Origin of the sequence: Paenibacillus sp. KN14-4R (genome assembly GCF_052180255.1) — a bacterium.
In the GTDB taxonomy this organism is placed as follows: Bacteria; Bacillota; Bacilli; order Paenibacillales; family NBRC-103111; genus Paenibacillus_AM.
The window spans coordinates 2,914,222-2,940,883 of the sequence record NZ_CP197466.1 but is presented as its reverse complement, the minus strand read 5'-3'; the positions used below and the strand labels follow the sequence as shown (position 1 = coordinate 2,940,883).

The 26,662-nt window shown below is 42.6% G+C and carries 31 protein-coding genes; 22 read left to right on the top strand and 9 right to left on the bottom strand.

Going from position 1 to position 26,662, the window contains the following annotated elements; translation table 11 throughout:
- Positions 1-11: 11 nt before the first annotated feature.
- The 13 genes from ACSBOP_RS14350 (at position 12) to spo0A (ending at position 12,293) form a co-directional block, all read left to right on the top strand.
- A complete protein-coding gene (locus ACSBOP_RS14350; RefSeq protein ID WP_442601215.1) occupies positions 12-236 on the top strand; it encodes a DUF2273 domain-containing protein in 225 nt (74 codons plus the stop codon).
- Between the two features lie 124 nt (positions 237-360).
- On the top strand, positions 361-816 hold the full coding sequence (gene nusB / locus ACSBOP_RS14345; protein ID WP_442601214.1) for a transcription antitermination factor NusB: 456 nt from the start codon (positions 361-363) through the stop codon (positions 814-816).
- Positions 817-852: 36 nt separating this feature from the next.
- Positions 853-1,710 (top strand): bifunctional methylenetetrahydrofolate dehydrogenase/methenyltetrahydrofolate cyclohydrolase FolD, encoded by an 858-nt coding sequence (gene folD / locus ACSBOP_RS14340; protein ID WP_442601213.1) that lies wholly within the window; start codon positions 853-855, stop codon positions 1,708-1,710.
- Positions 1,711-1,722: 12 nt separating this feature from the next.
- Positions 1,723-3,081 (top strand): exodeoxyribonuclease VII large subunit, encoded by a 1,359-nt coding sequence (gene xseA / locus ACSBOP_RS14335; protein WP_442601212.1) that lies wholly within the window; start codon positions 1,723-1,725, stop codon positions 3,079-3,081.
- Entirely contained in the window at positions 3,074-3,322 is a 249-nt protein-coding gene (gene xseB, locus ACSBOP_RS14330) for an exodeoxyribonuclease VII small subunit (RefSeq protein WP_442601211.1), read from the top strand. The genes xseA and xseB overlap by 8 nt, the downstream gene beginning before the upstream one ends.
- A gap of 23 nt (positions 3,323-3,345) precedes the next feature.
- On the top strand, positions 3,346-4,242 hold the full coding sequence (locus ACSBOP_RS14325; protein ID WP_442604480.1) for a polyprenyl synthetase family protein: 897 nt from the start codon (positions 3,346-3,348) through the stop codon (positions 4,240-4,242).
- Positions 4,243-4,348: 106 nt separating this feature from the next.
- Positions 4,349-6,259 (top strand): 1-deoxy-D-xylulose-5-phosphate synthase, encoded by a 1,911-nt coding sequence (gene dxs / locus ACSBOP_RS14320; protein ID WP_442601210.1) that lies wholly within the window; start codon positions 4,349-4,351, stop codon positions 6,257-6,259.
- A complete protein-coding gene (locus ACSBOP_RS14315; RefSeq protein WP_442601209.1) occupies positions 6,256-7,080 on the top strand; it encodes a TlyA family RNA methyltransferase in 825 nt (274 codons plus the stop codon). The genes dxs and ACSBOP_RS14315 overlap by 4 nt, the downstream gene beginning before the upstream one ends.
- Before the next feature lie 66 nt (positions 7,081-7,146).
- Complete coding sequence (locus tag ACSBOP_RS14310) at positions 7,147-7,611, top strand: hypothetical protein (RefSeq protein ID WP_442601208.1); 465 nt, start codon at positions 7,147-7,149, stop codon at positions 7,609-7,611.
- Positions 7,608-8,057, top strand: coding sequence for a transcriptional regulator AhrC/ArgR (ahrC, locus tag ACSBOP_RS14305; RefSeq protein WP_442601207.1), 450 nt, complete (start codon positions 7,608-7,610; stop codon positions 8,055-8,057). The genes ACSBOP_RS14310 and ahrC overlap by 4 nt, the downstream gene beginning before the upstream one ends.
- 59 nt (positions 8,058-8,116) lie before the next feature.
- Entirely contained in the window at positions 8,117-9,844 is a 1,728-nt protein-coding gene (gene recN, locus ACSBOP_RS14300; protein WP_442601206.1) for a DNA repair protein RecN, read from the top strand.
- A 129-nt stretch (positions 9,845-9,973) separates the two neighbouring features.
- Complete coding sequence (gene spoIVB, locus ACSBOP_RS14295) at positions 9,974-11,302, top strand: SpoIVB peptidase (protein WP_442601205.1); 1,329 nt, start codon at positions 9,974-9,976, stop codon at positions 11,300-11,302.
- Between the two features lie 193 nt (positions 11,303-11,495).
- Positions 11,496-12,293: a sporulation transcription factor Spo0A gene (spo0A, locus tag ACSBOP_RS14290; protein WP_442601204.1), complete on the top strand. Its 798-nt coding sequence runs from the start codon at positions 11,496-11,498 to the stop codon at positions 12,291-12,293.
- 246 nt (positions 12,294-12,539) lie between these two features.
- On the opposite strand, the gene ACSBOP_RS14285 is transcribed toward spo0A, so the two are convergent.
- Complete coding sequence (locus ACSBOP_RS14285; protein ID WP_442601203.1) at positions 12,540-13,127, bottom strand: hypothetical protein; 588 nt, start codon at positions 13,125-13,127, stop codon at positions 12,540-12,542.
- 159 nt (positions 13,128-13,286) lie between these two features.
- Between ACSBOP_RS14285 and ACSBOP_RS14280 the strand changes: the two genes are divergently transcribed.
- Together ACSBOP_RS14280 and ACSBOP_RS14275 are read left to right on the top strand one after the other, a co-directional pair.
- Positions 13,287-14,021 (top strand): NERD domain-containing protein, encoded by a 735-nt coding sequence (locus ACSBOP_RS14280; protein WP_442601202.1) that lies wholly within the window; start codon positions 13,287-13,289, stop codon positions 14,019-14,021.
- 475 nt (positions 14,022-14,496) lie between these two features.
- On the top strand, positions 14,497-14,904 hold the full coding sequence (locus tag ACSBOP_RS14275) for a hypothetical protein (protein ID WP_442601201.1): 408 nt from the start codon (positions 14,497-14,499) through the stop codon (positions 14,902-14,904).
- Positions 14,905-14,995: 91 nt separating this feature from the next.
- Here ACSBOP_RS14275 and ACSBOP_RS14270 read toward each other — a convergent pair whose 3' ends face one another.
- The 4 genes from ACSBOP_RS14270 to pgsA form a co-directional block, all read right to left on the bottom strand.
- Positions 14,996-15,202, bottom strand: a complete 207-nt coding sequence (locus tag ACSBOP_RS14270; protein ID WP_442601200.1) for a hypothetical protein — start codon at positions 15,200-15,202, stop codon at positions 14,996-14,998.
- Between the two features lie 37 nt (positions 15,203-15,239).
- Positions 15,240-16,025 (bottom strand): methyltransferase domain-containing protein, encoded by a 786-nt coding sequence (locus tag ACSBOP_RS14265; protein ID WP_442604479.1) that lies wholly within the window; start codon positions 16,023-16,025, stop codon positions 15,240-15,242.
- Between the two features lie 66 nt (positions 16,026-16,091).
- On the bottom strand, positions 16,092-16,718 hold the full coding sequence (locus tag ACSBOP_RS14260) for an NUDIX hydrolase (protein WP_442601199.1): 627 nt from the start codon (positions 16,716-16,718) through the stop codon (positions 16,092-16,094).
- Between the two features lie 55 nt (positions 16,719-16,773).
- Positions 16,774-17,310 (bottom strand): CDP-diacylglycerol--glycerol-3-phosphate 3-phosphatidyltransferase, encoded by a 537-nt coding sequence (pgsA, locus tag ACSBOP_RS14255; RefSeq protein WP_442601198.1) that lies wholly within the window; start codon positions 17,308-17,310, stop codon positions 16,774-16,776.
- 341 nt (positions 17,311-17,651) lie between these two features.
- Here pgsA and ACSBOP_RS14250 point away from each other — a divergent pair, with 341 nt between their 5' ends.
- A complete protein-coding gene (locus tag ACSBOP_RS14250; RefSeq protein WP_442601197.1) occupies positions 17,652-18,434 on the top strand; it encodes an ABC transporter ATP-binding protein in 783 nt (260 codons plus the stop codon).
- A gap of 77 nt (positions 18,435-18,511) precedes the next feature.
- Here the strand turns inward: ACSBOP_RS14250 and ACSBOP_RS14245 are convergent, their stop codons facing one another.
- Both ACSBOP_RS14245 and ACSBOP_RS14240 read right to left on the bottom strand, forming a co-directional pair.
- Positions 18,512-18,781: a hypothetical protein gene (locus ACSBOP_RS14245; protein WP_442601196.1), complete on the bottom strand. Its 270-nt coding sequence runs from the start codon at positions 18,779-18,781 to the stop codon at positions 18,512-18,514.
- 173 nt (positions 18,782-18,954) lie between these two features.
- Positions 18,955-19,218 (bottom strand): DUF2627 domain-containing protein, encoded by a 264-nt coding sequence (locus ACSBOP_RS14240; protein WP_442601195.1) that lies wholly within the window; start codon positions 19,216-19,218, stop codon positions 18,955-18,957.
- A gap of 221 nt (positions 19,219-19,439) precedes the next feature.
- On the opposite strand from ACSBOP_RS14240, the gene lpdA reads away from it, so the two are divergent.
- From lpdA to ACSBOP_RS14220, 4 genes are all read left to right on the top strand, one after another.
- Complete coding sequence (lpdA, locus tag ACSBOP_RS14235; protein WP_442601194.1) at positions 19,440-20,867, top strand: dihydrolipoyl dehydrogenase; 1,428 nt, start codon at positions 19,440-19,442, stop codon at positions 20,865-20,867.
- A 109-nt stretch (positions 20,868-20,976) separates the two neighbouring features.
- Positions 20,977-21,987 (top strand): thiamine pyrophosphate-dependent dehydrogenase E1 component subunit alpha, encoded by a 1,011-nt coding sequence (locus tag ACSBOP_RS14230; RefSeq protein ID WP_442601193.1) that lies wholly within the window; start codon positions 20,977-20,979, stop codon positions 21,985-21,987.
- 2 nt (positions 21,988-21,989) lie between these two features.
- A complete protein-coding gene (locus ACSBOP_RS14225) occupies positions 21,990-22,970 on the top strand; it encodes an alpha-ketoacid dehydrogenase subunit beta (protein WP_442601192.1) in 981 nt (326 codons plus the stop codon).
- Positions 22,971-23,048: 78 nt separating this feature from the next.
- A complete protein-coding gene (locus ACSBOP_RS14220) occupies positions 23,049-24,413 on the top strand; it encodes a dihydrolipoamide acetyltransferase family protein (RefSeq protein WP_442601191.1) in 1,365 nt (454 codons plus the stop codon).
- On the opposite strand, the gene prli42 is transcribed toward ACSBOP_RS14220, so the two are convergent.
- Positions 24,410-24,493, bottom strand: coding sequence for a stressosome-associated protein Prli42 (gene prli42 / locus ACSBOP_RS14215; RefSeq protein WP_442604478.1), 84 nt, complete (start codon positions 24,491-24,493; stop codon positions 24,410-24,412). The two genes, ACSBOP_RS14220 and prli42, sit on opposite strands and share 4 nt — an antisense overlap.
- 111 nt (positions 24,494-24,604) lie before the next feature.
- On the opposite strand from prli42, the gene ACSBOP_RS14210 reads away from it, so the two are divergent.
- Positions 24,605-25,741 carry a M20/M25/M40 family metallo-hydrolase gene (locus ACSBOP_RS14210; protein WP_442601190.1) on the top strand — a complete coding sequence of 379 codons (1,137 nt, stop codon included), beginning with the start codon at positions 24,605-24,607 and terminating at the stop codon, positions 25,739-25,741.
- A 79-nt stretch (positions 25,742-25,820) separates the two neighbouring features.
- On the opposite strand, the gene ACSBOP_RS14205 is transcribed toward ACSBOP_RS14210, so the two are convergent.
- Complete coding sequence (locus tag ACSBOP_RS14205) at positions 25,821-26,003, bottom strand: hypothetical protein (protein ID WP_442601189.1); 183 nt, start codon at positions 26,001-26,003, stop codon at positions 25,821-25,823.
- Between the two features lie 97 nt (positions 26,004-26,100).
- On the opposite strand from ACSBOP_RS14205, the gene ACSBOP_RS14200 reads away from it, so the two are divergent.
- Positions 26,101-26,661: an NUDIX hydrolase gene (locus ACSBOP_RS14200; RefSeq protein WP_442601188.1), complete on the top strand. Its 561-nt coding sequence runs from the start codon at positions 26,101-26,103 to the stop codon at positions 26,659-26,661.
- The last annotated feature ends 1 nt before the right edge of the window (position 26,662 follow it).

The window sequence follows — 26,662 nt, the reverse complement described above, 5'->3', positions numbered from 1 at the left end:
GAGGACTGCAAATGAATGACCTATGGGAGCAACATAAGGGAAAAACGATAGGCCTTATTGGAGGCTTTATCGTAGGCATTATTTATTTAATATGTGGATTTTGGGATGCGCTCATATTTGCTTTTATTGTGCTGTTAGGTTATTATTTTGGCAAAAAAGCAGATCAAAAGGAAGAGATCATACCGATTTCTCAGATTATGGATTACCTATCGCAAAAATGGAGAATGTTCCGCTAAAATCCTCGGTATTTCCTTGGATTTTTTTGCTGATTAGATATGTATTATCGAAACTAATTATCATTGTGCAAGATAAGATATGCAAGGCAATGGTTTATAAACATGAGGAGGCCTAACCATCAATATGAGGCGCAGAGTAGCAAGGGAAATTGCGTTGCAAAGTTTATATCAAATCGGCATGACTGAGGTAACGCCAAAGGAAGCCATTGAAGTAGCTTTGGAAGAAGCGGGAAATGACAATGAGGGCGGTATTGCCCTGCAAGATCAAAACGTAAGTCCGCAGTATGTGTTTGAATTGGTAGAAGGTTCTCTTCGTAATCGTTCTGACATCGATTTTATGCTTGCTGGATATTTAAAAGGCTGGCAAATGGACAGGCTTTCACGAATTGATCGTGAAGTACTGCGCTTAGCTGCATTTGAAATGTTGTATACGCAAGATGTTCCGCCGAAGGTTGTCGTGAATGAAGCAATCGAACTTGCGAAGCATTTTGGTACGGAAGAATCCGGGAAGTTTGTTAACGGCGTACTGGGTCATATGATCAAGGATATTGATACACTTCGAGCTAAATTAGAGGTCTAAGGCACATTTTATCGGGATAAGAGGGGGGGACCACAGATGGCAGGTCAGGTCATTAACGGTAAAGAGATCGTGGCAACCATTCGAGAGGAAATTAAGGCAGAGGTTTTGGAATTGACAGCAGTAGGCTGTGAGCCGGGACTTGTCGTTATCATTGTAGGTGATGACCCCGCTTCGCATGTCTATGTGAATGGTAAAGAAAAAGCTTGTGCACAAGTTGGCATTTATTCTGAAGTCCACCGTTTACCAGCTGAAACGACACAGGATGAATTAGTAAGCTTAATTCACGTCTTTAATCGTGATGCTCGAATCCATGGCATTCTCGTTCAATCCCCTCTACCTGCACATATCAATGAGGATGAAGTTGTTGACCATATCGCTCCTGATAAAGATGTGGATTGCTTCCATCCAATAAATGTAGGTAATCTTATGATCGGTAAGAAAACAGGTATGAAACCTTGTACGCCAGCAGGTGTGATTCAAGTGCTTAAGCGAATCGGTACTGAAATTTCGGGCAAGCATGCTGTCGTAGTAGGGCGGTCTAATATTGTGGGTAAACCCATGGCGATGTTGTTGTTGCAAGAGAACGCTACCGTCTCGATCGTTCATTCGCGCACCCCAGACATGGCGGAGATTACGCGTCAAGCTGATATATTGGTTGTTGCTGTAGGGAAGGCAAACTTGATTGGTCCTGAACATGTGAAGCCAGGTGCAATTGTCATTGACGTAGGTATGAACCGTACAGATGGTAAGCTGCGCGGCGATGTAGACTTTGAAGCTGTTAAAGAAATTAGTGGTGCAATTACCCCAGTTCCAGGTTGCGTAGGACCGATGACGATTACGATGCTGCTCCAAAATACGGTGAATGCAGCTCGCTTAAGCCAAAACACCCAATAAGGTGGGTTCTATATGAGTGAACGTAAGGTTCTTTCGATCAAAGATTTAAATCGATATATCAAAATGAAGTTGGAAGGCGATGACCGCTTGCAGGATGTTTGGCTGCAGGGGGAAATTTCTAACTTTACAAGGCATTCATCGGGTCATATGTATTTTACTTTAAAAGATGCGGACTCCCGTTTGAAAAGCATTATGTTTGCTTCCTTTAATCAGAAACTAAGCTTCTTACCGCGGGAAGGCATGCGCGTGTTGGTACGAGGTTCCATCTCGGTCTATGAACGAGATGGGCAGTACCAATTCTATGCGCGTGAAATGCAACCTGATGGAGTCGGTGGGCTCTATTTAGCCTATGAGCAGCTTAAGCGTAAGCTTGAAGCTGAGGGATTATTCGCTCTTGAACGAAAGAAGCCGATTCCGAAGTTCCCTCGTGCGGTTGGTGTCATAACATCCCCAACAGGGGCTGCTGTACGAGATGTGCTTATCACACTGCAGCGTCGATATCCGATGGTTCCAGTTGTGCTCTATCCCGTTCTGGTACAAGGAACACAAGCAGCACCGTCAATCGTACGGGCAATTGCGAAGATGAATGAGCTTCGTGAAGTTGATGTTATGATTGTCGGTCGTGGTGGCGGCTCATTGGAAGAGTTGTGGGCATTTAACGAAGAAGTTGTAGCACGTGGTATTGCAGCTTCACAGATCCCGATCATATCCGCAGTCGGTCATGAGACAGATTTTACGATTGCGGACTTTGTTGCGGATTTGCGTGCTGCGACGCCAACGGCAGCAGCAGAGCTTGCAGTGCCTCATCAGCTTGAGCTTAGACGTCAGTTAGCAGGAGAGCAGCAGCGCTTGCATCAAGCGCTTGAGCGAATGCTCCAGCGCCGCAGAGAGGCACTGGAGAGATTGCGGCGCTCACCTTACTTGGTGAGCCCGCAGCGCCAGCTGCTGCTGCCTGCGACGCAGCATCTGGACCGCATGACAGCTGAGCTTGCCATGCGGATGCGCCAGCGGCTTGCACGCGCCGCTGAAGCTCACATGCGGCTGGACCGCCGCATGGAAAGTCGCTCCCCGCGCGCAGCTATGCTGGCCGCGCGGCAGCAGTCCGAAGCGGCTAAACGCGCGCTTCGGCAGGCCATGAGCCGCTTGGTACATTCCAAGCGGCAAGAGTTTGGGTCGAGGCTGCGCAGCCTCGACGCGCTCTCCCCGCTGAAGGTGATGCAGCGGGGGTATTCGCTGGTGTACGATGAACACCAGCAAGCCCTTGTGAATTCGATCGAGCAGGTGCAGATCGGAGATGTCGTTAACGTTAGACTGACGGACGGGCAGTTGCAATGCCACGTTTGGTCCATGGAGGAGAAGAAGAATGAGTAACGAAGCATCTAAGCAAGATGTAAGCTTTGAGATAGCAATGGAGAAGCTGGAGAGCATCGTATCCAGACTAGAGTCTGGTGATGTACCTTTAGAGCAAGCCATTGAACTGTATCAAGAAGGTATGCTCCTCTCTCGTATGTGCGGCCAAAAGCTGGAGCAGGTAGAACGGAAAATTGAGATGCTGGTTGAAGAAGAAGCGGGACTGACTCGAAAACCTTTTCAACCTAGTGTAGAAGAGTAAGGGGTGTCTAGGTGAATACGGATATGATCACAATCGAACAATACATCGCAGATCATGTGAAAATCGTAGAGGATGCTCTTCAAACAAGTATGCCTGCTGAGTGGAAAATGCCTGATGTGCTGCGTGAGTCGATTAGCTATTCTTTAATGGCCGGTGGCAAACGTCTTCGCCCCATTCTAGTGCTTGCTGCTGCAGAGGCGCTAGGAGGGGCAATGCGTGCGGCATTGCCGACTGCTTGTGGCATTGAAATGATCCATACATACTCCTTAATCCACGATGATTTACCAGCTATGGATAATGATGACTATCGTAGGGGAAGATTAACCAATCATAAGGTGTTTGGCGAAGGCATGGCGATTTTGGCAGGTGATGCGCTTATTACACAGGCCTTTTACGCTGTTGTGCAATCTGCACGTGCTTCTGGCGTGGATCCATTGCAAATTCTTCATATCGTGGAAGAACTGTCGCAATATGCCGGAGCACCTGGGATGGTAGGCGGACAAGCGGCAGACTTACTTGGGGAGCAGGGTTTAACGAAGCTGGAAGAGCTGGAGTACATTCATTTACGTAAAACAAGTGATCTAATTGTCTTCTCCCTTCGTGCAGGTGCACGAATTGCTGGGGCATCTGAAGATCAATTGGAAGCACTGACCGAATTTGGGACATGTATTGGACTTGCTTTCCAAATTCAGGACGATATTCTTGATTTGACAGGTGATGCAACAAAGCTCGGTAAATCCACACGTAGTGATGAGAAATTAGCTAAAGTGACATACCCCTACTTTATTGGTCTTGAAGCTTCGATGCAGAAGGTCAATGAGCTGACTGAGCAAGGAAAGTCAGCACTAATAAAGTCAACGATTCCACATACAAATCGCTTGCTGCAGCTTGCTGATTATTTGATGAAACGTGATCATTAATCTACCCTTGTCATATTAACCCGAACAAATGTATGGTATAATGAGCATTATTGCCGGGGCAATATTAGAAAATATATCATCCAATCATGGAAAGCGAGGAAAAACCGTGCTACTCGAACGGATCAATAAGCCTGAGGATTTGCGAACACTCTCGATTGAAGAGATGGAACAACTGGCTAACGAAATTAGGCAATTTCTCATAGAGAAGCTTTCCATTACAGGTGGACACCTCGCTCCAAACCTAGGTGTAGTAGAACTTACAATGGCATTACATACTGTGTTTGATTCTCCTAAAGATAAGTTTATCTTTGATGTTGGGCATCAATCCTATGTGCACAAAATTTTGACTGGTCGTAAAGATCAATTCGACACCCTTCGTAAATATAAAGGGATGTGCGGCTTTATTAAGCGTGCAGAGAGCGAGCATGACGTCTGGGAAGCAGGTCACTCTTCTACTTCACTTTCAGCAGCAATGGGCATGGTAATGGCTCGTGATTTGAAAGGTGAAGATAATCGTGTCGTTGCCATCATTGGAGATGGTGCAATGACAGGTGGTATGGCGCTAGAAGCCATGAACCATATTGGTCATGAAAAGAAAAAAATGATTGTCATTTTAAACGATAATGAGATGTCGATTGCTCCGAACGTGGGAGCGATTCATAATTATTTAAATAAAATTCGTTCCGATCGCCATTATCAAAAGGCGAAAGATGAAGTGGAAAACTTACTTAAGAAAATTCCCGCTATCGGCGGTTCAATTGCTAAAGGTATGGAAAAGCTCAAAGACAGCTTAAAGTACTTGGTCGTCTCTGGTGTTTGGTTCGAAGAGCTTGGATTTAATTACATTGGTCCAATCGACGGACACAACTTACCTCTGTTAATGGAAACACTTCGAGGTGCAGATAAAGTGAACGGCCCTGTTCTTGTTCATGTGGTGACGAAGAAGGGACGCGGTTATTCTCCTGCTGAGGCGGATTCATTGACTTGGCATGGTATTTCACCTTACAAAATTGAATCTGGTGAAGTGTTAAAATCAGCAGGACCACCATTTTACACAGAAGTTTTTGGTAACACTTTAATTGAATTGGCTAAGCAAGACGATCGACTTCTTGCGGTTACCCCAGCGATGCCAGCAGGATCAGGTTTACTGAAGTTTGCAAAGCAATTCCCAACACGAATGATTGATGTCGGTATAGCTGAGCAACATGCTGCTACATTGTGTGCAGGACTAGCAAGCGAAGGAATGAAACCGATATTCGCTGTTTATTCCACGTTCTTGCAGCGTGCTTACGATCAAGTGGTGCATGATATTTGCAGACCGAATTTGAATGTCATATTTGCGATTGATCGTGCTGGTTTTGTAGGACCAGACGGTGAAACGCATCAGGGTGTTTATGATATTGGTTTCTTGCGTCAGTTACCGAATATGGTATTGATGATGCCAAAAGATGAGAATGAGCTTCGCCATATGCTCAAAACAGCAGCTGAATATAACGATGGACCAATTGCAGTACGTTATCCACGAATTGCTGGTGTGGGTGTAGATATAAATGATGATCTTCAAACGATCCCAATTGGATCTTGGGAAGTAACAACAACAGGTAAAGATGCAGTTGTACTTGCTGTAGGTCCGATGGTACAAATCGCAGAAGAAGCGGCAAAGGTTTTAGGTGAAGAAGGAACGCATCTGAGAGTTGTCAACGCTCGCTTCATTAAGCCACTTGATAAACTAATGCTAAATTCGATTGCTAAAGAACATATCCCGATTGTAACAATGGAAGAAGGCGCAATCGCAGGTGGGTTTGGTTCTGCAGTGAGTGAATATTATACGGAGCAGCAAGTGTTTGGCTTACACATTCATCATATGGGCGTTCCAGATTATTTCATTGAGCACGGATCAGTGAAAGAACAGCGGAAAGAAGTAGGTCTAACCGTGGAAGATTTAACATCTGCTGTCCGTAAAATGGTCACAAACCGCACAAACTTAAGCGAGTATAGGAGCGTACAACAAGCATGACGGTATTAAAAGAGCGATTAGATGTGCTCCTGATCGAACAGGGGTATTATGAAAGTAGAGAAAAAGCCAAGGCCGCCATTATGGCTGGCCTTATTTTCGTAGATGAGGAACCCGTAGATAAAGCGGGTACAAAAATCCTACGCACGGCAACAATACGTGTAAAGGGTGCTGTTCATCCTTATGTTTCGCGCGGTGGATTGAAATTAGAGAAAGCAATAAAGGAATTTAAAATCGACCTGAAAGAAGCAGTGATGCTCGATATTGGTGCTTCGACAGGTGGATTTACGGATTGTGCCCTGCAAAATGGCGCGGCTCATGTTTATGCTATCGATGTAGGTTATAACCAATTGGATTGGTCCCTGCGTAATGATCCGCGAGTACATGTGATGGAAAGAACGAACTTCCGTTATACACAGCCGGCAGATTTAGTCGGTCCGCAGGCGACATTCGCAAGTATCGATGTTTCATTTATTTCCTTGCGGATTATATTACCCCCACTTCGGGCATTGCTACCTATGGAAGGGCATGTAGCCGCGCTCATTAAACCGCAATTTGAAGCGGGAAGAGAGAAAGTAGGTAAATCCGGTATTGTTCGCGAGCCTGTTGTTCATCGAGAAGTACTTACTAACGTGCTCGGCTATGCGAAAGATAGTGATTTCCATTTAATTGGTTTAACATACTCACCGATTACAGGCGGAGAAGGCAATGTGGAATTTCTAGCCTATTGGACTTGTGACCCAGAGCATCCAGATATTTTCCAAGGTGATCTGGAAAAGTTGATTCATGATACCGTAGAAGCGTCGCGTAAATTACAAGGGTAGAGCTGATCTTTTTCTTCCTTAAAAAGAGGGTTTTACTGGAAATCCTCGAATAAGGAAGACGAGGTGATGAGCATGCAAAAAAGTGACATGGTAATCGTTCTTCTCCTTGTTACGATTTGTGTCGCATGGATAACACTGCGGATACGCAGTTGGCTCGAACCCCCGAAAGGAAAGCTTACGATCCCATTCAGCGATGAAATACCCCAAGATGAAGCGGTTGAGCTTTTGGAAGGGGCAGGTTTTGATGTCATCGCAGCAAAGACGAGAATTCCAATTGTGATTGAACTCGGAGAAATTGAAGAACCCTTGCAAAGCCGATTGTATATCGATTATTTTGTGAAGAAGCAAGATCGTTACTATCTGGTTAAGCTGGCACGAGAACGCAAACCTATGGAATGGACAGGCAGTTCACTACGTGACGCACTTTTACCTTATCAATTGCTCTATCCGGAAGCAGCTGGAATTTTATATGTAGATATGTATCAACAAAAAATAAAAAAAATATCGTTTCAAATCGAGGTGCAGCTTTGAAAGGTCAACGACATGTGAAAATTAGAGAGATCATTACAAATGGTGAAATTGAAACGCAGGATGAGTTGGTTGAATCACTGCGCGGTGCAGGTTTTCATGTAACGCAAGCTACAGTTTCGCGTGATATTAAAGAACTGCATTTAATAAAAGTGCCTATGGATGATGGTCGTTATAAATATTCGATGCCAGCCGATCAACGCTATAATCCGCTACAGCGGCTGAAACGCGCACTTAGTGATCATTTTATTCAAATTGATTATACCGGTAATTTAGTTGTGCTCAAGTGTTTACCGGGTACTGGTAATACGATCTGTGCATTGATTGATAGCATGGAATGGAATGAAGTCATGGGAACGATTGGTGGAGATGATACCATTCTTCTTGTGTGTCGAACAGATCAGCAAAGTGAGAATGTGGTGAATCAGATTTTAGCCTTACTTGCTTAAACGGAGAATTTTAACTGAGTATACTTACTTAAGTGGCAAAAGGGGAGGCATCGTGCTGAATGTTGACGGAGCTATCGATCCGCAATTTAGCGGTTATTGAACATGTACATGTAATCTGTAAGTCAGGTTTTCATGTGTTAACTGGGGAAACTGGGGCGGGTAAATCAATCATTATCGATGCCTTGAGTCTGATTGTCGGAGGCAGAGGTTCTGCAGAGTGGATTCGTTATGGCAGTACAAAAGCTGAGATTGAAGGCTTATTTGAAGTCGAACAGGATCATCCGGTCTGGGCGGTGCTTCAGAAATTAGGAATTGATGCTTCATTAGATGAGGGCTTGCTTATTCGCCGCGAAATTACATTGACAGGTAAAAGTACGGCACGAATTAACGGCCAATTAGTTAATTTGACGATGCTTAGAGAAGTAGGCGAATGTCTGGTTAATATTCACGGACAGCACGAACATCAGTCTTTGCTTAAAGTAGAAGAACATATTCATTCCTTGGATGCTTATGACGGAGATAAACTTGGACCTGCTAAGAGAGCATATCAGGCAGCTTATGATGTGTATATCGGGCTGAAGAAAGAAATGAAAGCGCTTCAAGATGATTCGATGCAAACCCTTCAACGTATAGACTTGTATCGTTTTCAAATGGATGAAATCGCAGCTGCTAAATTAAAAATTGGCGAAGATGTATCTTTGTTGGAAGAGCGACGAAAACTAACCTACGCTGAGAAGTTAATGAGCAACGTTTCAGATTCTTATGATCTAATTTACAGCTCAGGTAGTGGACTTGACGCCGTTAACAAGGCAATGAATCGCATTCAAGATATTGTTTCGTATGACACAACAGCGTTGCAACCTTTGTTAGAGCAACTGCAAAGTGCTTATTATCAATTAGAAGATGCTGCTTATCAGTTAAGGGATTACCGTGAAGGCATTGAGTTTAATCCCAGCAGGTTGGACGAGATTGAGCTAAGATTGGATGTAATCTCCTCCTTGCGCAAGAAATACGGCAGTGATGTAGCAGAGATTTTAACGCATTACCAGACGATTCAACAAGAATTAAGTACCCTTGAACATAAAGACGCTCGTAATGAAGAACTGCAAAAACAGTTGGATCAACAAGGCATAATCTTAGCCGAGGCAGCGCTTGAATTGTCAGCTAGACGTAAAGAGGCTGCAGGGTCACTGGCACGTGATATTGAATCGGAACTTCGTGATCTTCATATGGAAAGAACACAATTTTCGGTTCAAATTGATCTTGTGGATGATCAAGATGGAATTGAATGTGCAGGTCGCTTCGTAAAGTTTAATCGAGAAGGTATCGATCAGGTAGAGTTTATGATGGCTCCTAATCCGGGAGAACCCTTACGAGGACTTGCCAAGATCGCCTCTGGAGGCGAGTTATCTCGTATCATGCTTGCCATGAAGACGATCTTTGCACGAATTGATCGTATTCCTGTTCTCGTGTTTGATGAAGTCGATACAGGTGTCAGTGGACGCGCGGCACAAGCCATCGCAGAGAAAATGTCGCAGTTATCGGGATCATGTCAAGTGTTCTCCATTACACATTTACCTCAGGTTGCTTCAATGGCAGATGTTCATTTATTCATTCGTAAAGTGATTGATAATGAACGAACTTATACTCAAGTTGCAGATCTAGACCAATCTGGACGAATTGAAGAGCTAGCCAGAATGCTTGGTGGTGCTGCTGTAACAGAAACAACACTTCATCATTCTCAAGAAATGCTTGTGTTGGCAAATGAAAAGAAATCTAGAATTTAAAGATGCCGCAGGCATCTTTTTCAGTTATAAAACAGGTTGTCTGGGGTTAACTTATAGGTACGCAATTGACGCCCTTTCCTTACAAGAAAGAGGTTGTCTGCAAAGGAAGCCCTAGGAGCGTGATTTACGTTGAGAGCCAGCCTGAAAAAAAGACTGATCGGTCTACTGCTCGTTTGCTTCGTATGTATCGTCGCCAGTTCTACGCCATTCCAAAGTTTTGCTTCATTTCCGGATGAACTTCGGTTGTTTAGTGGACAAGGTAAAGAGCTTCAATTGACGATGCCCGTCACAGCAAAAGTCACTGTATCAAATCCTGACATCCTTAAAGTTAATGGAATTGCCCAGCACTCATTTCAAGTCGATTTGAAAGAACCGCTTTCTTTAACACCGACACAGCAAGGTCAGACGGAGATGAAGCTTAAGCTATTCGGTACGATTCCACTAAAGACCGTTAAAGTGAGTGTCGTGCCAGACATTAAAGTGATTCCAGGCGGACAGACAATTGGCGTCAAGATTAAATCAGTAGGTATCCTAGTTGTAGGTCATCATCTTGTTGCGTTGGATCAAGAACGAAAAGTTTCGCCAGGAGAAGAGTCGAAGATTCAGACGGGTGACATTATTACACACATTAATGGTGAGAAATCGAATGATGTATCGAAAGTATCAGATATTGTAAATCAAGCAGGTTCGAGTAAGAAAGCACTCGATCTTACGATTCGGCGTGGGGATCAAACATTTCATGTCGCATTGACACCTGCATACGACACCGTGGATAAATCTTATCGATTAGGGCTTTATATCCGCGATTCAGCGGCAGGTATTGGAACGTTAACGTTCTACTCTCCTCAGCATGGCGTATACGGCGCTTTGGGGCATGTAATTACAGATATGGATACACAAACTCCGATTGTAGTCGGAGAAGGTCAAATCGTGGATTCTAACGTTACATCCATAGCGAAGAGTCGTAACGGCGAACCCGGTGAGAAACATTCACAATTTACAAAAGATAGTCGAGTGTTAGGAACGATTGAGAAGAATACACCATTTGGGATATTCGGTAAAATGCAGGAAGCACCTGGTCATCAATTCCGCAATGATGCATTACCTGTTGCATTTGCTGAAGAAGTGAAAGAAGGCCCAGCACAAATTTATACGGTTCTAAATGGCCAGAAGGTTGAAAAGTTTGATATTCAAATTGTTCACGTAACTCGTCAAGATTATCCGGCAACTAAAGGACTTGTAATCAAGGTGACCGATCCAAAGCTGCTTGAGAAGACAGGTGGGATCGTACAAGGAATGAGTGGTTCTCCAATCATTCAAAATGGTAAAGTGATTGGTGCAGTTACACATGTTTTCGTAAATGATCCAACCTCAGGTTACGGGTGTTTCATCGAGTGGATGCTTCAGGATAGTGGGATTATGCAAAAAACAGCAATGAGCGAACTGAAGGCAAGCTAGCCTTCAGTTTGTTTTTTTGATTTATTTGTCGAAGAGTGATGAATTTAGGAGATAAATATTAAATTATAAAATATTTTTCAAAAAAAGAAAAGAAAAATTATTCGACAGAAGGAGTTTGATAAGGCTTGTCGAATAACTTTATAAAGAGGAAAAAAATTACATTTTTGCTGTAGAGAAAGAGGAGGACATGACGTTGAGAAAAATATCAGTAATGCTTGCCGATGATAATCGCGAATTTACGCATTTATTATCGGAGTTCATTTCACATCAAGAAGATATGGAGGTTGTCGGTGTTGCTTATAATGGGAATGAAGTTCTAAGATTTATCGAGAATCACCGTGAAGTACCCGACGTTCTCATATTAGATATCATCATGCCACATCTAGACGGACTTGGTGTTTTAGAAAAGCTGCGCGAAATGAACCTGTCTGTTCAACCTCAAATTATTATGCTCACAGCATTTGGACAAGAGACAATTACGCAAAAAGCGGTCCAGCTCGGCGCTTCCTATTACATACTGAAACCTTTTGATATGGACGTACTTACAAGTCGTATTCGCCAGCTCGTCACACATACCAGCGTGATTACTTCAACCATGCCGATGACAAAGGCGAATGTTGTACCACTTCCAAAAACGAAGAATTTGGATGCGAATATTACATCCATTATTCATGAAATTGGCGTACCTGCGCATATTAAGGGGTATCAATATTTGCGTGAAGCCATTACGATGGTATACAACAATATTGAGATTCTTGGTGCGATTACAAAAACACTATATCCTGCAATCGCAGAAAAATATAAAACAACTCCATCCCGCGTCGAACGTGCCATTCGGCATGCCATCGAAGTCGCTTGGACACGGGGCAACATCGACAGCATCAGCTTTATTTTTGGTTACACGATCAATATTTCAAAGTCGAAACCGACGAACTCGGAGTTCATCGCGATGGTTGCAGATAAGCTGCGGATTGAGCATAAAGTGAGCTGAGAGAGTTAGAATGATTGCGTAGTAAAGGATTTCGGGAGTTGGAAACGGAATCCAGCCAAAACATTTTTGGCGGTAAATATCCGAAAGTGCCGTGTTCATACCGATAAACTTCTGAATAGCAAACCAACTGATACCACTTATTTATTGGTTCTCCAAAACCAATGAAGGAGTGGTATTTTTTATGAACAAAACTTTGGTAAAAATAATGAATCCCCAACTGCTCATACGTATTTGGGGATTTTACTCTTAATGAACAACTTCAAAGGAGGTTTCTGCACTTGAATTGCCAGATGAAACGGTAATTTTCCAGTTTCCTAACGTAGTATTTCCTCCAACATGCCAAAACCAACTTACATTTCCGTTAGAATCAGCTTTCTTTGATTCTAATCCAGCGGCTTTACTTGCCCCGCTTTTATAATGGACTACGATTGAAGCTGTAGCATTTGGTGCGACTTTAGCTTTTAAAGTTGCGGTTGAATTACGTGCCGCAGGAGAAGTAACGCTGATGATTTTAGCTGTATCTTCTTGCTCAGTTTTCAAAACAGTCTTTGGTGTTTCTTTTACAGGAGAAGTGTTTGCTGTTGGGGTTAACGTTTCCTCTTTTGTGGGGGTTGTTGTAGACTTTGCTGTTGATTGCTTAGAAGTATCAGTAGTTTGACTATTTTCTGTTTTGTTATCAACATTTGGACTTGATTGAACTACTGTTGTAGATTGAGAAGTGGGTTGAATAAGTGCCTTTTCGCTTTGAATGGTAGTGGAATTATTGGGAGTTGCACATGCTGTAAGAGATAGGGTAAGTGCAACTGATATAGTCAGAAGGTTTATAAATTTCATGTTGGAGTTTGCTCCTCTTTGATCAATTGGTTAGTAATTATTATTTTCCTCTATATTCCAATGTCGATATTAGACTTCTACAAAAAAGAACATATTCCTCCGCTCTAATGCGAAGGTCGTGGTATAATTTTACTATTCAATCAGATCAGGAGTGATTAGATGCTTTACGTTTACTTGCTAGTGATGGTTGCTATTATCGTGATTTTAAGTTCTCCAAAAATAAAAGGTGTCATTGGCGAGAAATCAGTGTCGTACCAACTGAACAAGCTAGACAAGGAGAAGTATTTTATTCTTAACGATCTTGTCATTCCATCATCAAGCGGAAAGACAACCCAAATTGATCATGTTGTTGTCTCGCCATATGGAATTTTCGTTATTGAAACAAAAAACTATCGTGGCTGGATTTTAGGCAATGAAGATCAACAATATTGGACTCAAGTCATATACAAGAGAAAGGAAAAGTTTTATAACCCAATCAGACAAAATTATGGGCATATAAAAGCGCTGGAAGCGGTATTAAGTAAATTTGATGAACTACCATTCTTTTCAATCGTTTCGTTTAGTGTTAGAGCAGATTTGAAGGTAACTGTAACTTCATCTGAGGTCATATATACAGTGAAATTGCTAAAGACGATTAATAAATACAAGGAAAAGCTTCTTAATAAAGATGATGTGCAGCATATCGTGGAAGCTATTAATGAATCAAGTTTGAAGGACAAAACCGCTAAGAAAGAACATGTTACAGCTTTAAAGAATGAAATGGCAGAGAATGCGAACAAGATTGCCAAGGATGAATGTCCAAAGTGTGATGGGAAATTGGTTGAGCGCAGTGGTAAGTATGGAAGGTTTAAGGGTTGTGTGAATTTCCCGAAGTGTAGGTTTGTTGTGAAGTAATACTGAGTAGATGAAAGAAATTGGAGCATTTTTCAAAAGATAAGAAACAAGTATATGAATGTCTGGTAGATAAAAAGTCCAGATATCAGACACACATAAAATCTGGTAAAAAAGTGGTATTTTTTATTAGAAACTTTAAATACAGAAAATTATGAGATTGACTATAATGGCAAATATTAGGTAAGATTATGAAGTTTCTTGTACATATGTTGGTCCAAAATATTATTAGGAGGATTTGAATGAAATTAAAAACTGCTACATTCATTTTTTTATTAGGATCCATTGGTCTATTGATTAGTTATACTTATAGTATCGTACTAAATTATGAAGTACACAAGTTCAAAGTGTTATACGATGAGTTAGTGCTAGGTGATTACTCATACTACTCCTCTTATATAAATCTTGTATGGGTGTTGACTTTAATTAATTTTCTGATTTCATTTCTAAAAGCGCAGAGAAAGAGAGGATCTAATTAATGACTTCAGAACTTGATGCAATTCTGGATAGCGAGAAAGAATCAATAAACGATCCTGAATCACGTAGTTCTCGGGTCGTAGAACCAGTACATAGAAGTGTGAATGAAAGTGGGAGTACAAGCAGTACATCATTGAAATCAGCGTCCATTTTACTTTACCTTATGTCAATTATATTAATTATAGTAGGTTTTATTGTAATGTTTCATTATGGAGATTATAAATCAGATGATATATTTAGTAGTGGTAGCAAATTTGGACACATAGTTGGTGGGGATGCTTACAACTATATTATTATTGGTATTCGGGGTGTCGGTTTTATTGTAACAGGCTTTGTTGTTACAGTTATTGCATCAACACTACTTATCATTGATACTTTGAAGAGTGTTTCAGTAAAAATAAGAGATTAAGCTAGGTGAAAACCCAAAGCCCTTACTTGAAAACATACTGGTCGATTCAGTCACTAATAGGATAAAACAAGCAACCGAAGAATGAAAATTCCTAGGTTGCTTTTCTATTTTTCCGATATAAGTTAGTGAGAATATCTCGATTGCGCTTATTTACGAACTCCGCCTCTAACTGCATCCCAATTTTTTCTGCGATCCGTCTTGATACAGTGTGATTGTGAGGCATATTGGCACAAATGGAGTCTAGCTGTAGAACATCAAGTCGACCCACCGTCCCACTCACAAGCTTCTCGACAAACAAACCCCCTTCAACATTGAAGAGGGCTACTGGCTATATTTTATATTTTTTCCGAAACAAGAACAAACGTCTTGGGAATCTCTTTATCAAAAACCTCTGAGGAGCTGTTCGCTTCTTCCTCCAGAATACGTATAAACAATCCGCTACTGGCAACAGCCGTTACGATCTCACCAAGTGTCCATTTGCGCAGGCGCACTTTCTGGGCTTGATCACGATACTCTTCTGGTAAAAACTTATAGAACGAAATATCGGTTTCTTCAATCGATGTATCAAAGTAATTGCCGGTTACTTTATGCTTCCGAATGTTAGCCGTCGTTCCCTTCGAGCTAATCAGCTTCGTAGACACTGGGTGAAAATCCTGCAGGATCAACCGCCCGCCAACTTTTAATAACTTCGAAATAACTTGAAACAGTGGCAGTAAGTCAGTGAAATAATGCAGAATACCAAGTTCCAAGAAGACGTAGTCGTACGAATTCGTCAATTCATCCTCTGGCATATCAAGTACATCTGTCACGATATATCGGAGAGAGACTCCTGCTGCCACAGCCAACTCATTGGCATACTTCGCATTCCCTTCTGAAAAATCGGCAATGGTGACATGAGCGCCGAGATGTGCAAGGGCAACGCCTTTGATTCCGTGTGAACCCATTAAATTTATAATATTTGCGCCTTGAACATCGCCAAGGTACTTAGAAAGCGAGCCAAGTCGCGCAATTGGATTTTGTTTGATTTTACTAGCTGATTCTTGTGGGGTGCCAAAGCGGTTAATCCACGCTTGATATGTCCCTTGATTCCACGCATGTTGATTATGTTCGGTATGCTCGATTTGCAAAAGAAAACCTCTCTCTATATTAGGGTATTTCCCTAATAATGATTTAAATATTTTGACGTGTCAACTTTTATGACTTTTGAAAAAGGCATCCATATGATGCTCTATACTCGCATAATAAGATTCTGTATGTGGGAGAAAGTCTGTCATCGTAAGTGAAACTTCTTGTTTTTCGACTCCATCTGTAAAATCGTATCCGATTATGTGATGACAAGTTCCGTTTAGAAGAGATCGGAATTGATCAAATTCGATGCGCAGGATTGATTCGACTTCATCTTTTTGCAAAATAAATGGTTCATTGCGGCCAGAATAATCGACCAAATATACATGTCCAAACTCATTATCAATGAAATGTTCCGCTCGCAGAAGACAGGGTACAACACCGATTGGGATCAAGTCTTTTTGTTCGATATCGATACCTAACTCTTCACGTATTTCCCGAATGCCGTCAAGTGGATCTTCGCCAGCTTCTAAGTGTCCGGCTGCGGTGATGTCCAAATAGCCGGGGTAGTCCTTTTTGCGAGCACATCTTTTTTGAAAAAGAATATAGTTCCTATTCTCATCTTGCTGTAATAACCAACAATGAAAAGTTTGATGCCATAAGCCAAGACGGTGTACCTCATCACGGCTGCGGACTGCAAGAAATTCCATATTTTCTGTGAACGTATCGAGATATTCTTTTTTACTCATGATGGGAAAATAAGGCCTCCTGACTAAGTGGTGACTGTTCGTAAAGTTCTAAATTCTATTCGTAGGATAAGCCGAGTAATTCATAATTGTTTTTAATGTAATTGTAACCCGAATACAAGGTTAGTCCAACTGCAAGTAGCATCAAAGCACTGTCCAAATAATAATCGAGGATTATTGGAAATAGATCATGCCCGATCATGACGCCCGCAATCGCTGCTACCTGAAGGACGAGTTTAATTTTACCCCAATTGTCTGCTTGAAGAGCTACCCCCTTGGCAGATGCAAGCATTCGAATACCAGTAATCAGGATTTCACGTCCAATGATGATAAAAGCAGCCCAAGATGAGACTTGATGAACCTCAACGAGCATTATGAGGGCTACAGAAATTAAAATTTTGTCTGCCAATGGATCTAGTAGTTTTCCAAGATTCGTTACCTGGTTGTATTTACGTGCAATGTAACCGTCAAGTTTATCGGTTGCCGAAGCAAGTAAGAAGATCACGATAGCGATTGTTGGATAAGGAGTGAAGCAATACATGAACAGCGGAATGAGACTGATTCGGATTAATGTGATTTTATTAGCTAAGTTCATGGATACCTCCTGGTTATATGTGGGTTGGCGTATTGATAGTATTCCATACTTATAGCGCATACCCTTTTTTGACATTCGACTATTTCCATTTCGGTTTTGTCTGAGGTCGCATGCATTCATCATTATGACGGTATTGTTCGTTTTCATGCTGAATGACCCGAAGTAGCTTATGCATAAAAATTCGGGTTGATCGCTCATCTGCATCCTTATTGCTCAATTCTCTGAAAATATTTATCATGATGAATAAGATCTCCTGCGCTCTAAGTGGTAGGAAACAAAGCATAGCAGAATAAGAGAAGAAATTGCAATAAAATCGCAATATGAGAGTAAGGGGGAGCGGTATGAGTCTAGTTGTTGACGTACAAAATGTATCGTGGAGACGAGATCAAAAACTGTTATTGAAACAGATCAACTGGCAAGTGGAGGCCGGAGAGCATTGGGCTATACTTGGCTTGAATGGATCTGGAAAGACGACACTCCTCAATATGATCAATGGATATATGTGGCCAACAGAAGGGCAGGTTAGTGTGTTCGGTGATCGGTTTGGCACGGTTGATTTGCGTGAACTTCGGAAAAGTATCGGTTGGGTAAGTTCGTCACTACAGGAGCGACTCTACATGTCAGACAAGACGCAGCAGATCGTATTAAGTGGGAAGTTCGCTACAATTGGACTTTATGAGAATCCAACAGAAGACGATATGGAGCAGGCGCTGGCCCTCATGGAAAAATTACGAGTAGGCCATTTAGTTGATCGTCAGTATCAAACCTGCTCGCAGGGGGAGAAGCAGAAGCTATTAATTGCTAGAGCCTTGATGGCTTCACCGCGTCTACTGATCTTGGATGAGCCATGTAACGGATTAGATGTATTCTCTCGCGAACAACTGCTAGCAAGTATTCATGATCTAATCCAACAAAAGGATGCACCGAATTTAATTTATGTAACACACCATATTGAAGAGATAACATCCGATTTTACAAAGACGCTACTCATTCGAGAAGGGGAAGTATATCGTTCCGGTCTAACGACAGATGTCCTTACAAGTGGAAATTTAACGGACTTCTTCCGAGCACCTGTCGAGGTAGAGTGGCGATATGATCGGGCCTGGTTGAAAGTTATTTCTTGATTTGGATTGGTAATATATACAAAAAAGAACCGCCATCCTCACATTTCGTGAAAATGACGGTTCTTTTCGTATTCGAATTACATGCCCACCATAGCTAAGGCTTGAACACCAATTGTGTCTAGGTAGCTATCCATGCAATCGCAAAGGAAGTCCTTTTTGCAAATGTAGCAAGGCTCTTTGTATAGACGGTTGATGTCTGTAGCTCTTGGAGCACCTGTTACTTCATCGCGCTCGAAGAACACGCGGCAATGATTACGATCTTTAAGAACAACTGTGATTTCGAATAATCCGTTTTTCGGATTGTCACTTACTTTAGTAGCTTCAACAACTTGTGGTTGGTATGCCATAGATTTTGTTATCCTCCTCGGGCGGTGACCCGTCCTTTTACTCACTTCGGAAAGCGTACATGTGTATATTATATAGATGAAGACGTTTTGATTCAACTGGAAGTCCGCTATTGTTTATTTCAGAGAGACTAAGCTGGGATTTGAAATCCTAGTCATGGATACACTAAAGGCAATTAGGGTTGCTTGCGTTTGGCTTTGAATCGTGGTGCAACATAGTTGCGTTTACGATCACGGAAGAAAGTCCAGCCGCCAATAAAAGCGACTCCGGCAGCAAATAACAGTATTCCAACAAAGAACTTGCCCCAAAGCATATGACCTATATTGGGTTCAAAGATCGCGAAGAATGCATCCTTCATGGCTAGAAAGCCGTAAGCAGCAGCAATGCCCGGAACAACCAGCAGAATAATCGCCACAATACGTGTAAAAGTAAGTTTCATAAGTGCTCCTTGATACGTCAGATTTGACATAAATTTCAGTGTTATTTTGAGTATCTCTATCATACCGCCTATTCGCAGTACTGTCTATTTGGTTGAACTTTGGACTATATTTATAAGGGGAAAAAAGAGTACAATAGAACTAGAAGTACGAAAATATACATAATTAATACACATGGACTGGTTCCCATAGATCAGATCGAAATTACAAGGAGGTTGATCGAATGAGTAGTAACAAACCTTATGATGTCGTGGTTTTAGGCGGCGGGATTGGTGGTTATACAGCAGCGATTCGGGCGGCACAGCAAGGAAAGAAAGTGGCAATTGTGGAAAAGGACAAGCTTGGCGGGACATGCCTTCATGCAGGGTGTATTCCGAGCAAGGCTTTTTTACGTTCAGCGGAAGTTTTTGCAACGATAAAAGACAGTGAGCGATACGGCATTATGACTGAGGGCGTGAAGCTGCATTTTGATAAAGTACAGGCACGTAAGACCAGCATTGTGAACCAGCTTCACCAAGGGGTTCAATTGCTTATGCGCAAAAATAAGATTGACGTATATAGCGGTAATGGCCGCATTATGGGTGCCTCGATATTCTCACCACGTACTGGAGATGTGTCTGTTGAGCTGCCAGATGGTGAAATTGAGATTCTGGCTCCTCAGCAGCTTATTATTGCAACGGGATCTAGTCCACGTACCTTACCTGGTCTCGAACCAGATGGTGAATACGTCTTAACAAGTGATGAGGCCATGACATTGCATGAGTTGCCAGCATCGATGTTGATCGTTGGCGGTGGCGTGATTGGGGTCGAGTGGGCATCACTATTAAATGACTTTGGTGTTGAAGTAACAATTGTGGAATATGAGAATCGTCTTGTTGCAGCAGAAGATGAAGATATTTCACGTGAATTGCAGCGCTTATTAGTGAAGCGTGGCGTGAAAGTAGTTACAAGTGCTAAAGTACTTCCAGAATCGTTGCAAAAAGGAGATAAGACGGTTACTTTACAAGCCGAGCAAGGCGCTGAAAAAGTCACTTTGCAGGCTGAAAAAGTGCTAGTCTCCGTAGGACGCAAGCCAAATATCGAAGGATTTGGTTTAGAAAACACAGCTGTAAAAGTAGATCGTGGCGCGATTGTTGTGAATGAGTTCTTGCAAACTGCAGAACCGCACATTTATGCCGTAGGTGATGTGATTGGCGGTCTTCAACTTGCACATGTCGCAGGTCACGAAGGGATTGCTGCTGTGGATCATATTTGCGGGAAAGAGGCGCATTTAGTCGAGCCGCATAGAGTGGCGAAATGCACATACACACGTCCAGAGATAGCTTCAATTGGATGGACGGAGAAGCAAGCACGTGAGCAATCACGAAATATTAAAGTTGGTAAATTCCCGTTTGTAGGAGCGGGTAAGGCATATGTGTATGGTGAAACCGATGGTTTTGTAAAAGTAATCGCAGATAAAGATTCAAATGACATCTTAGGTGTTCATATGATTGGGCCTCATGCAACTGAGCTAATTGGCGAGGCTGCACTTGCAGAGTGGTTGAATGCAACACCTTGGGAAGTAGGAGCGATGATTCATCCGCATCCGACGCTTTCTGAGGCACTTGGTGAGGCCATGATGGCTGTTGACGGACAAGCAATCGGAATCTAGGTCATGAATTGTATTCATGAAGTTTCTGGATTATAATATACTTATAAAGCCAAGTCTTAGTACCAGGTGATAAAAAGTCATATCTATTTCTATTTGGGAGGGATTGCCCATGTCTATCGGTCAATTGACCAAACATCGTTCGCTTGGATTATCCGATGAACAAGCAGTGGAAATGTATAAATACATGTTGTTAGCTCGTAAGTTTGATGAACGCTCTTTACTTCTGCAACGTGCAGGTAAAATCGCGTTTCACGTTTCAGGTATCGGTCAAGAAGCAGCACAAGTAGGTGCTGCATTTGCGATGAATCGCGATAAAGATTACTTCTTACCGTATTACCGTGATTATGCTTTCGTATTGTCCGTAGGGATGACAATGAAAGAACTCATGTTGTCTGTATTTGCTAAAGCAGAAGACCCGAACTCAGGGGGGCGTCAAATGCCAGGGCATTTTGGTCACCGTAAACTTAGAATTGTCACGGGATCATCGCCAGTTACAACACAAGTGCCTCATGCAGTAGGATTTGCATTGGCATCCAAAATGAAGAATGAAGGTGCGGTATCTTTCGTTACTTTTGGCGAAGGCTCAAGTAACCAAGGTGATTTCCATGAGGGTTGTAATTTCGCAGGTGTACACAAGTTACCAGTCATTTTCATGTGTGAAAATAACCAGTATGCCATCTCCATTCCTTATCATAAGCAAGTAGGCGGGAAAATTGCGGACCGCGCTTTAGGTTATGGTTTCCCAGGTGTTAGTGTGGATGGGAATGACCCGCTTGAAGTATACCGTGTCGTGAAAGAAGCACATGAACGTGCACTTCGCGGTGAAGGACCTACACTGGTTGAAGCGGTTATGTATCGTATATCTCCTCATTCCACGGCCGATAATGACTTGTTATATCGAACAAAAGAAGAGGTAGAAGAGAATCGTGGAAAAGATGGTGTACCTAAATTTAAAGCGTACTTAATGGAATGCGGTTTATGGAGTGAAGAGCAGGAGGCAAGCTTCTCTGAAGAATGCAAGCAAATTCTAAATGACGCAACGAATTATGCAGATAAAGCACCATATCCACTTCCAGAAGACACAATGAAATATGTTTACGGCGATCGGGAGGAGGTATAGTCATGGCAGTGATTACTTATTTGGAAGCGATCCGCTCCGCAATGAAAGAGGAAATGCAACGCGATGACAATGTGTTCGTACTGGGCGAGGACGTTGGTAAAGGTGGCGTAAATAATGCAACCAAAGACTTGCGTGATGAGTTCGGAGAAGATCGTATCTTGGATACACCTCTGGCAGAATCGGCAATTGTTGGGGTAGCGATTGGTGCAGCGATGCATGGCATGCGTCCAGTTGCGGAAATTCAGTTTGCTGACTTTATTTTTCCTGCAACGAACCAAATCTTAAGTGAAGCGGCTAGAATCCGTTACCGTTCGAACAATGATTGGGATTGTCCTATCGTTATTCGTGCACCTTATGGTGCAACAGGAGGCGGAGGACTTTATCACTCCCAGTGCCCGGAGTCTGTTTTCTTCGGTACGCCTGGTCTTAAGATTGTGGCACCATCGAATCCGTATGATGCAAAAGGTTTAATGAAAGCGGCGATTCGAGATGCAGATCCGGTTCTTTATTTTGAACATAAAAAAGCGTACCTTGCTCTATCTGGCGATGTTCCTGATGAGGATTATATTGTTCCGATTGGCAAGGCAGATGTGAAGCGTGAAGGTACAGACGTGACGGTTATTGGTTATGGTCTGCCTATTCATTACGCGCTTCAAGCTGCTGAAGAGCTTGCTAAAGAGGGGATTTCTGTGCATATTCTTGATCTGCGGACCATTCAACCGCTTGATCGTGAAGCCATTCTTGAAGCAGCAGCTAAGACGGGTAAAGTACTGATTACACATGAGGACAACAAGACTGGCGGGGTCGGCGCAGAAGTTGCGGCAATCATTAGTGAAGAGCTTATGTTTGATCTGGATGCACCTATCATGCGTGTTTGTGGACCTGATGTTCCAGCTGTGGGTATGAATCCTCCTATGGAGAAATTCTTCATGTTAAACGTAGATAAATTAAAAGATGCAATGCGTAAGTTGGCATTATTCTAAAAAAGTGATGATTAATCGATATGCCTCCGCCTCGCCGCGAGGGACAGGGACGACTGGCATACGTTTGGAGGTTCGAAAATGAGTAAAAAGCTGATCGAAGTTACAGTTCCGCATTTGGCAGAAACATTAGTGTCTGCACAAATTGGAAAGTGGCTTAAGCAACCGGGAGATCATGTTGAGCAGTACGATGTCATTTGTGAATTGTTCACGGATAAAGTCAATACCGAGATGCCTTCTCCTGTGACAGGTAAGCTCGTTCAGATTCTCGTTCCAGATGGGGATACAGCAGCTGTTGGACAAGCGATTTGTATCGTAGAGACGGAAGAAATCGTCGAGGGAACAGTGGAGTCAACAAGCTCCCATTCCGTGACTACTTGTAATGCCGTTTCTGGATCACCTGTTGGAGGGGCTGCGCCTTTAGAACTAGCGGGGGACCAAAGTATGCGACACCGTTACTCGCCTGCGGTACAAAAGCTTGCAGCTGAGCACCATGTCGATTTGAACTTGGTAGTTGGAACAGGTATTGGCGGCAGAATTACACGTAAAGACGTGGAACAATTCGTTGCAAATGGTGGAGCGGGAAGAAGTGTTGCACCAACGCCAACTGCACCGGCAGTGAGTCCGCCAGTGATTCAGCCACTACAACAAAACGTGGTACAAACAGATGTACGTTCAACAGGTATTCACCTGTCTCAATATCCACCACTTCCGAATATTGAAGTCGAAGGACATGCAATTGAAGGGCGCGGCGAGTATGTCATTGATGTAACGCCGATTCGAAATACGATTGCCTCTCGTATGAGACAGTCCGTTTCGGAAATTCCGCATGCTTGGACCATGATCGAAGTCGATGTGACTAACCTCGTTGTATTACGTAATAAAGTGAAAGACGAGTTCATGCGTAAAGAAGGCGTGAATTTAACTTACCTCGCATTCTTACTTAAAGCGGTTGTGGGTGCAATTAAGGACTATCCAATCATGAACTCCATGTGGGGTGCGGATAAAATTATCGTGAAGCGCGACATTAATTTATCACTTGCGGTTGGTACGGAGGATTCGGTGTCCACGCCGGTTATTAAAAAAGCGGATCAGAAAAATATCGCGGGTCTTGCGCGTGAGATTGATGAATTAACGAAAAAGGCGCGTGCCGGGAAACTTTCGCTTAGCGACATGCAAGGTGGAACATTCACGATTAATAACACAGGCTCCTTCGGATCGATTCTATCGCAACCTATTATCAACTACCCGCAAGCAGCGATTATTACGTTCGAATCGATTGTGAAGAAGCCAGTCGTCATTCAAGATATGATTGCTGTACGTTCAATGGTGAATCTCTGCTTGTCCTTGGATCATCGCATTCTGGATGGTGTAATCTGCGGTCGTTTCTTACAGAGAGTCAAAGAGAACCTGGAGAGTTTCAATACAGAAACTTCCCTGTACTAGAATACCAGTTGCATTGATAAAATGATGGTGGACAACAGCATGCTGATAAGCATGATGTAGACGACAATTTTAAACCACATTTTTTGACGCTTTTGTTTCATGTATAACAACTCCTTAATGATTAATAGAAAATTTAGGCTAAGATCATGTATACTATTGTAAGACATCTCGAGCATTGGAGGAAAGTTTTTATGATCAATCAGGATCGTTTAGTACAAGAATTCGTAGAATTGGTACAAATTGACAGTGAATCCAAGAACGAAAGCAATATCAGTAAAGTGTTAAAAGAGAAATTCACTGCACTTGGGTTAACTGTAGTTGAAGATGACACAGCAGCTCAGACAGGTCATGGTTCAGGTAACCTAGTATGCACATTACCGGCAACTGATGATGCAGCAGGCACTCCATCGATCTTCTTTACGTCCCATATGGACACAGTAGCACCAGGTCAAGGCATTAAGCCTCAAATCGGTGAAGATGGTGTTATCCGTTCGGATGGTACAACAATTTTAGGTGCAGATGACAAAGCAGGCTTAGCAGCGATGTTCGAAGCGCTACGTGTATTGAAAGAAAATAACATCCCTCATGGACAAATTCAGTTCGTGATTACAGTGGGTGAAGAATTGGGTCTAATCGGTGCGCGTGCAATGGATGCGAAATCTATCGACGCCGAATATGGTTTTGCACTGGATTCTAACGGTGATATCGGTGCGATTGCAGTTGCTGCACCTTCCCGTGCTGAAGTGAACATCAACTTCTACGGAAAAACAGCTCATGCTGGTGTGAGTCCTGAAAAAGGGATTTCCGCGATTCAAGTGGCGTCAAAGGCTGTTGCACGCATGCCACTAGGTCGAATTGATAATGAAACAACGGCTAACATTGGATCATTCTCTGGCGCAGGTCCTTTGAACGTTGTATGTGACTTTGTTTCGATCAAAGCAGAAGCAAGATCCATTGTTCAACATAAATTGACTGCTCAGGTTGAAGCTATGCGTGTTGCAAGTGAAGCTGCAGCTGAGGAAAATGGTGCACGTTGTGAATTTAATTCATCTGTTGCATACCCTGCATTCATGCATGATGATTCCGCGCCTGTTGTACAATTAACAATGCGCGCACTTCGTAATGTTGGCTGTGAGCCGAGCACATTCCACTCAGGTGGAGGTAGCGATGCGAATATCTTTAACGGTATGGGTATCCCTACAATTAACCTTTCGGTTGGTTACCAAGAAATTCATACTACGAATGAAAGTATTGCCATTTCTGACCTTGTCAAAGTGACGGAAGTTGTTGTAGAGATTGTTAAAGAAGCTACACTTCTTAAGAAGTAAATGCTTGTTCTAATAAAAACGCACCTGTCGGTAAGAGAACTTTAAACAAGTTCAAATTTACCGCAGGTGCGTTTTATCTTTATAAAGAAGAATCACTTCGTGGTGATCTGCTACCATTTCCAGTGGCTTTAGCACGTTTAGTTAGGTACTCTGCAACGGTTTGGGTAGGGGGGCTTTCAATCAGTAAACTGCGTAAGCGATGGCGTACTTCCCAACTTTTACCAACAATCCGAAGGCTTGTCTCATTCATATACGTTTTCATAAAAGGTTCCCCTCATCTCTAGAACTAACTTTGTTATAATAAAGATGTATGCAGCTTCTCGGAAAGTTATCCTTATTTTTGAAAAGAGGTTATTAATATGACAAAACCGTCAAACAAATTTGAAGAGGTTACGATCCATACAGAAAAGATTTTTACAGGGAAAATTATTTCCTTACAAGTAGATGATGTTCGTCTGCCTAATGGCGAAATAGCAAAGCGTGAGATTGTAAAGCATCCCGGCGCGGTTGCGGTACTTGCGATTCATGATAATAAGATGATTGTTGTGGAGCAGTACCGTAAGCCGCTTGAGAAGAATCAGGTTGAAATTCCAGCGGGTAAGCTTGATCCAGGTGAAGAGCCACACGCAGCGGCTATTCGTGAATTGCAGGAGGAGACAGGTTATGTGGCGGATTCGGTCAAGTATCTAAGTTCCTTTTACACATCACCTGGTTTCGCGGATGAGATCTTGCATTTGTATGTGGCTGATCAGTTATCGGAAGGCACGGTGAATTTAGATGAGGATGAGTTCGTTGATTGTGAGGCCATAACGCTAGAGCAGGCAAAGCAATATATCCGTGAAGGACGAATTTCGGATGCGAAGACGATTACAGCTGTATACGCTTGGCAGGTTTATCAACTAACAGGATCGTTCCAATAAG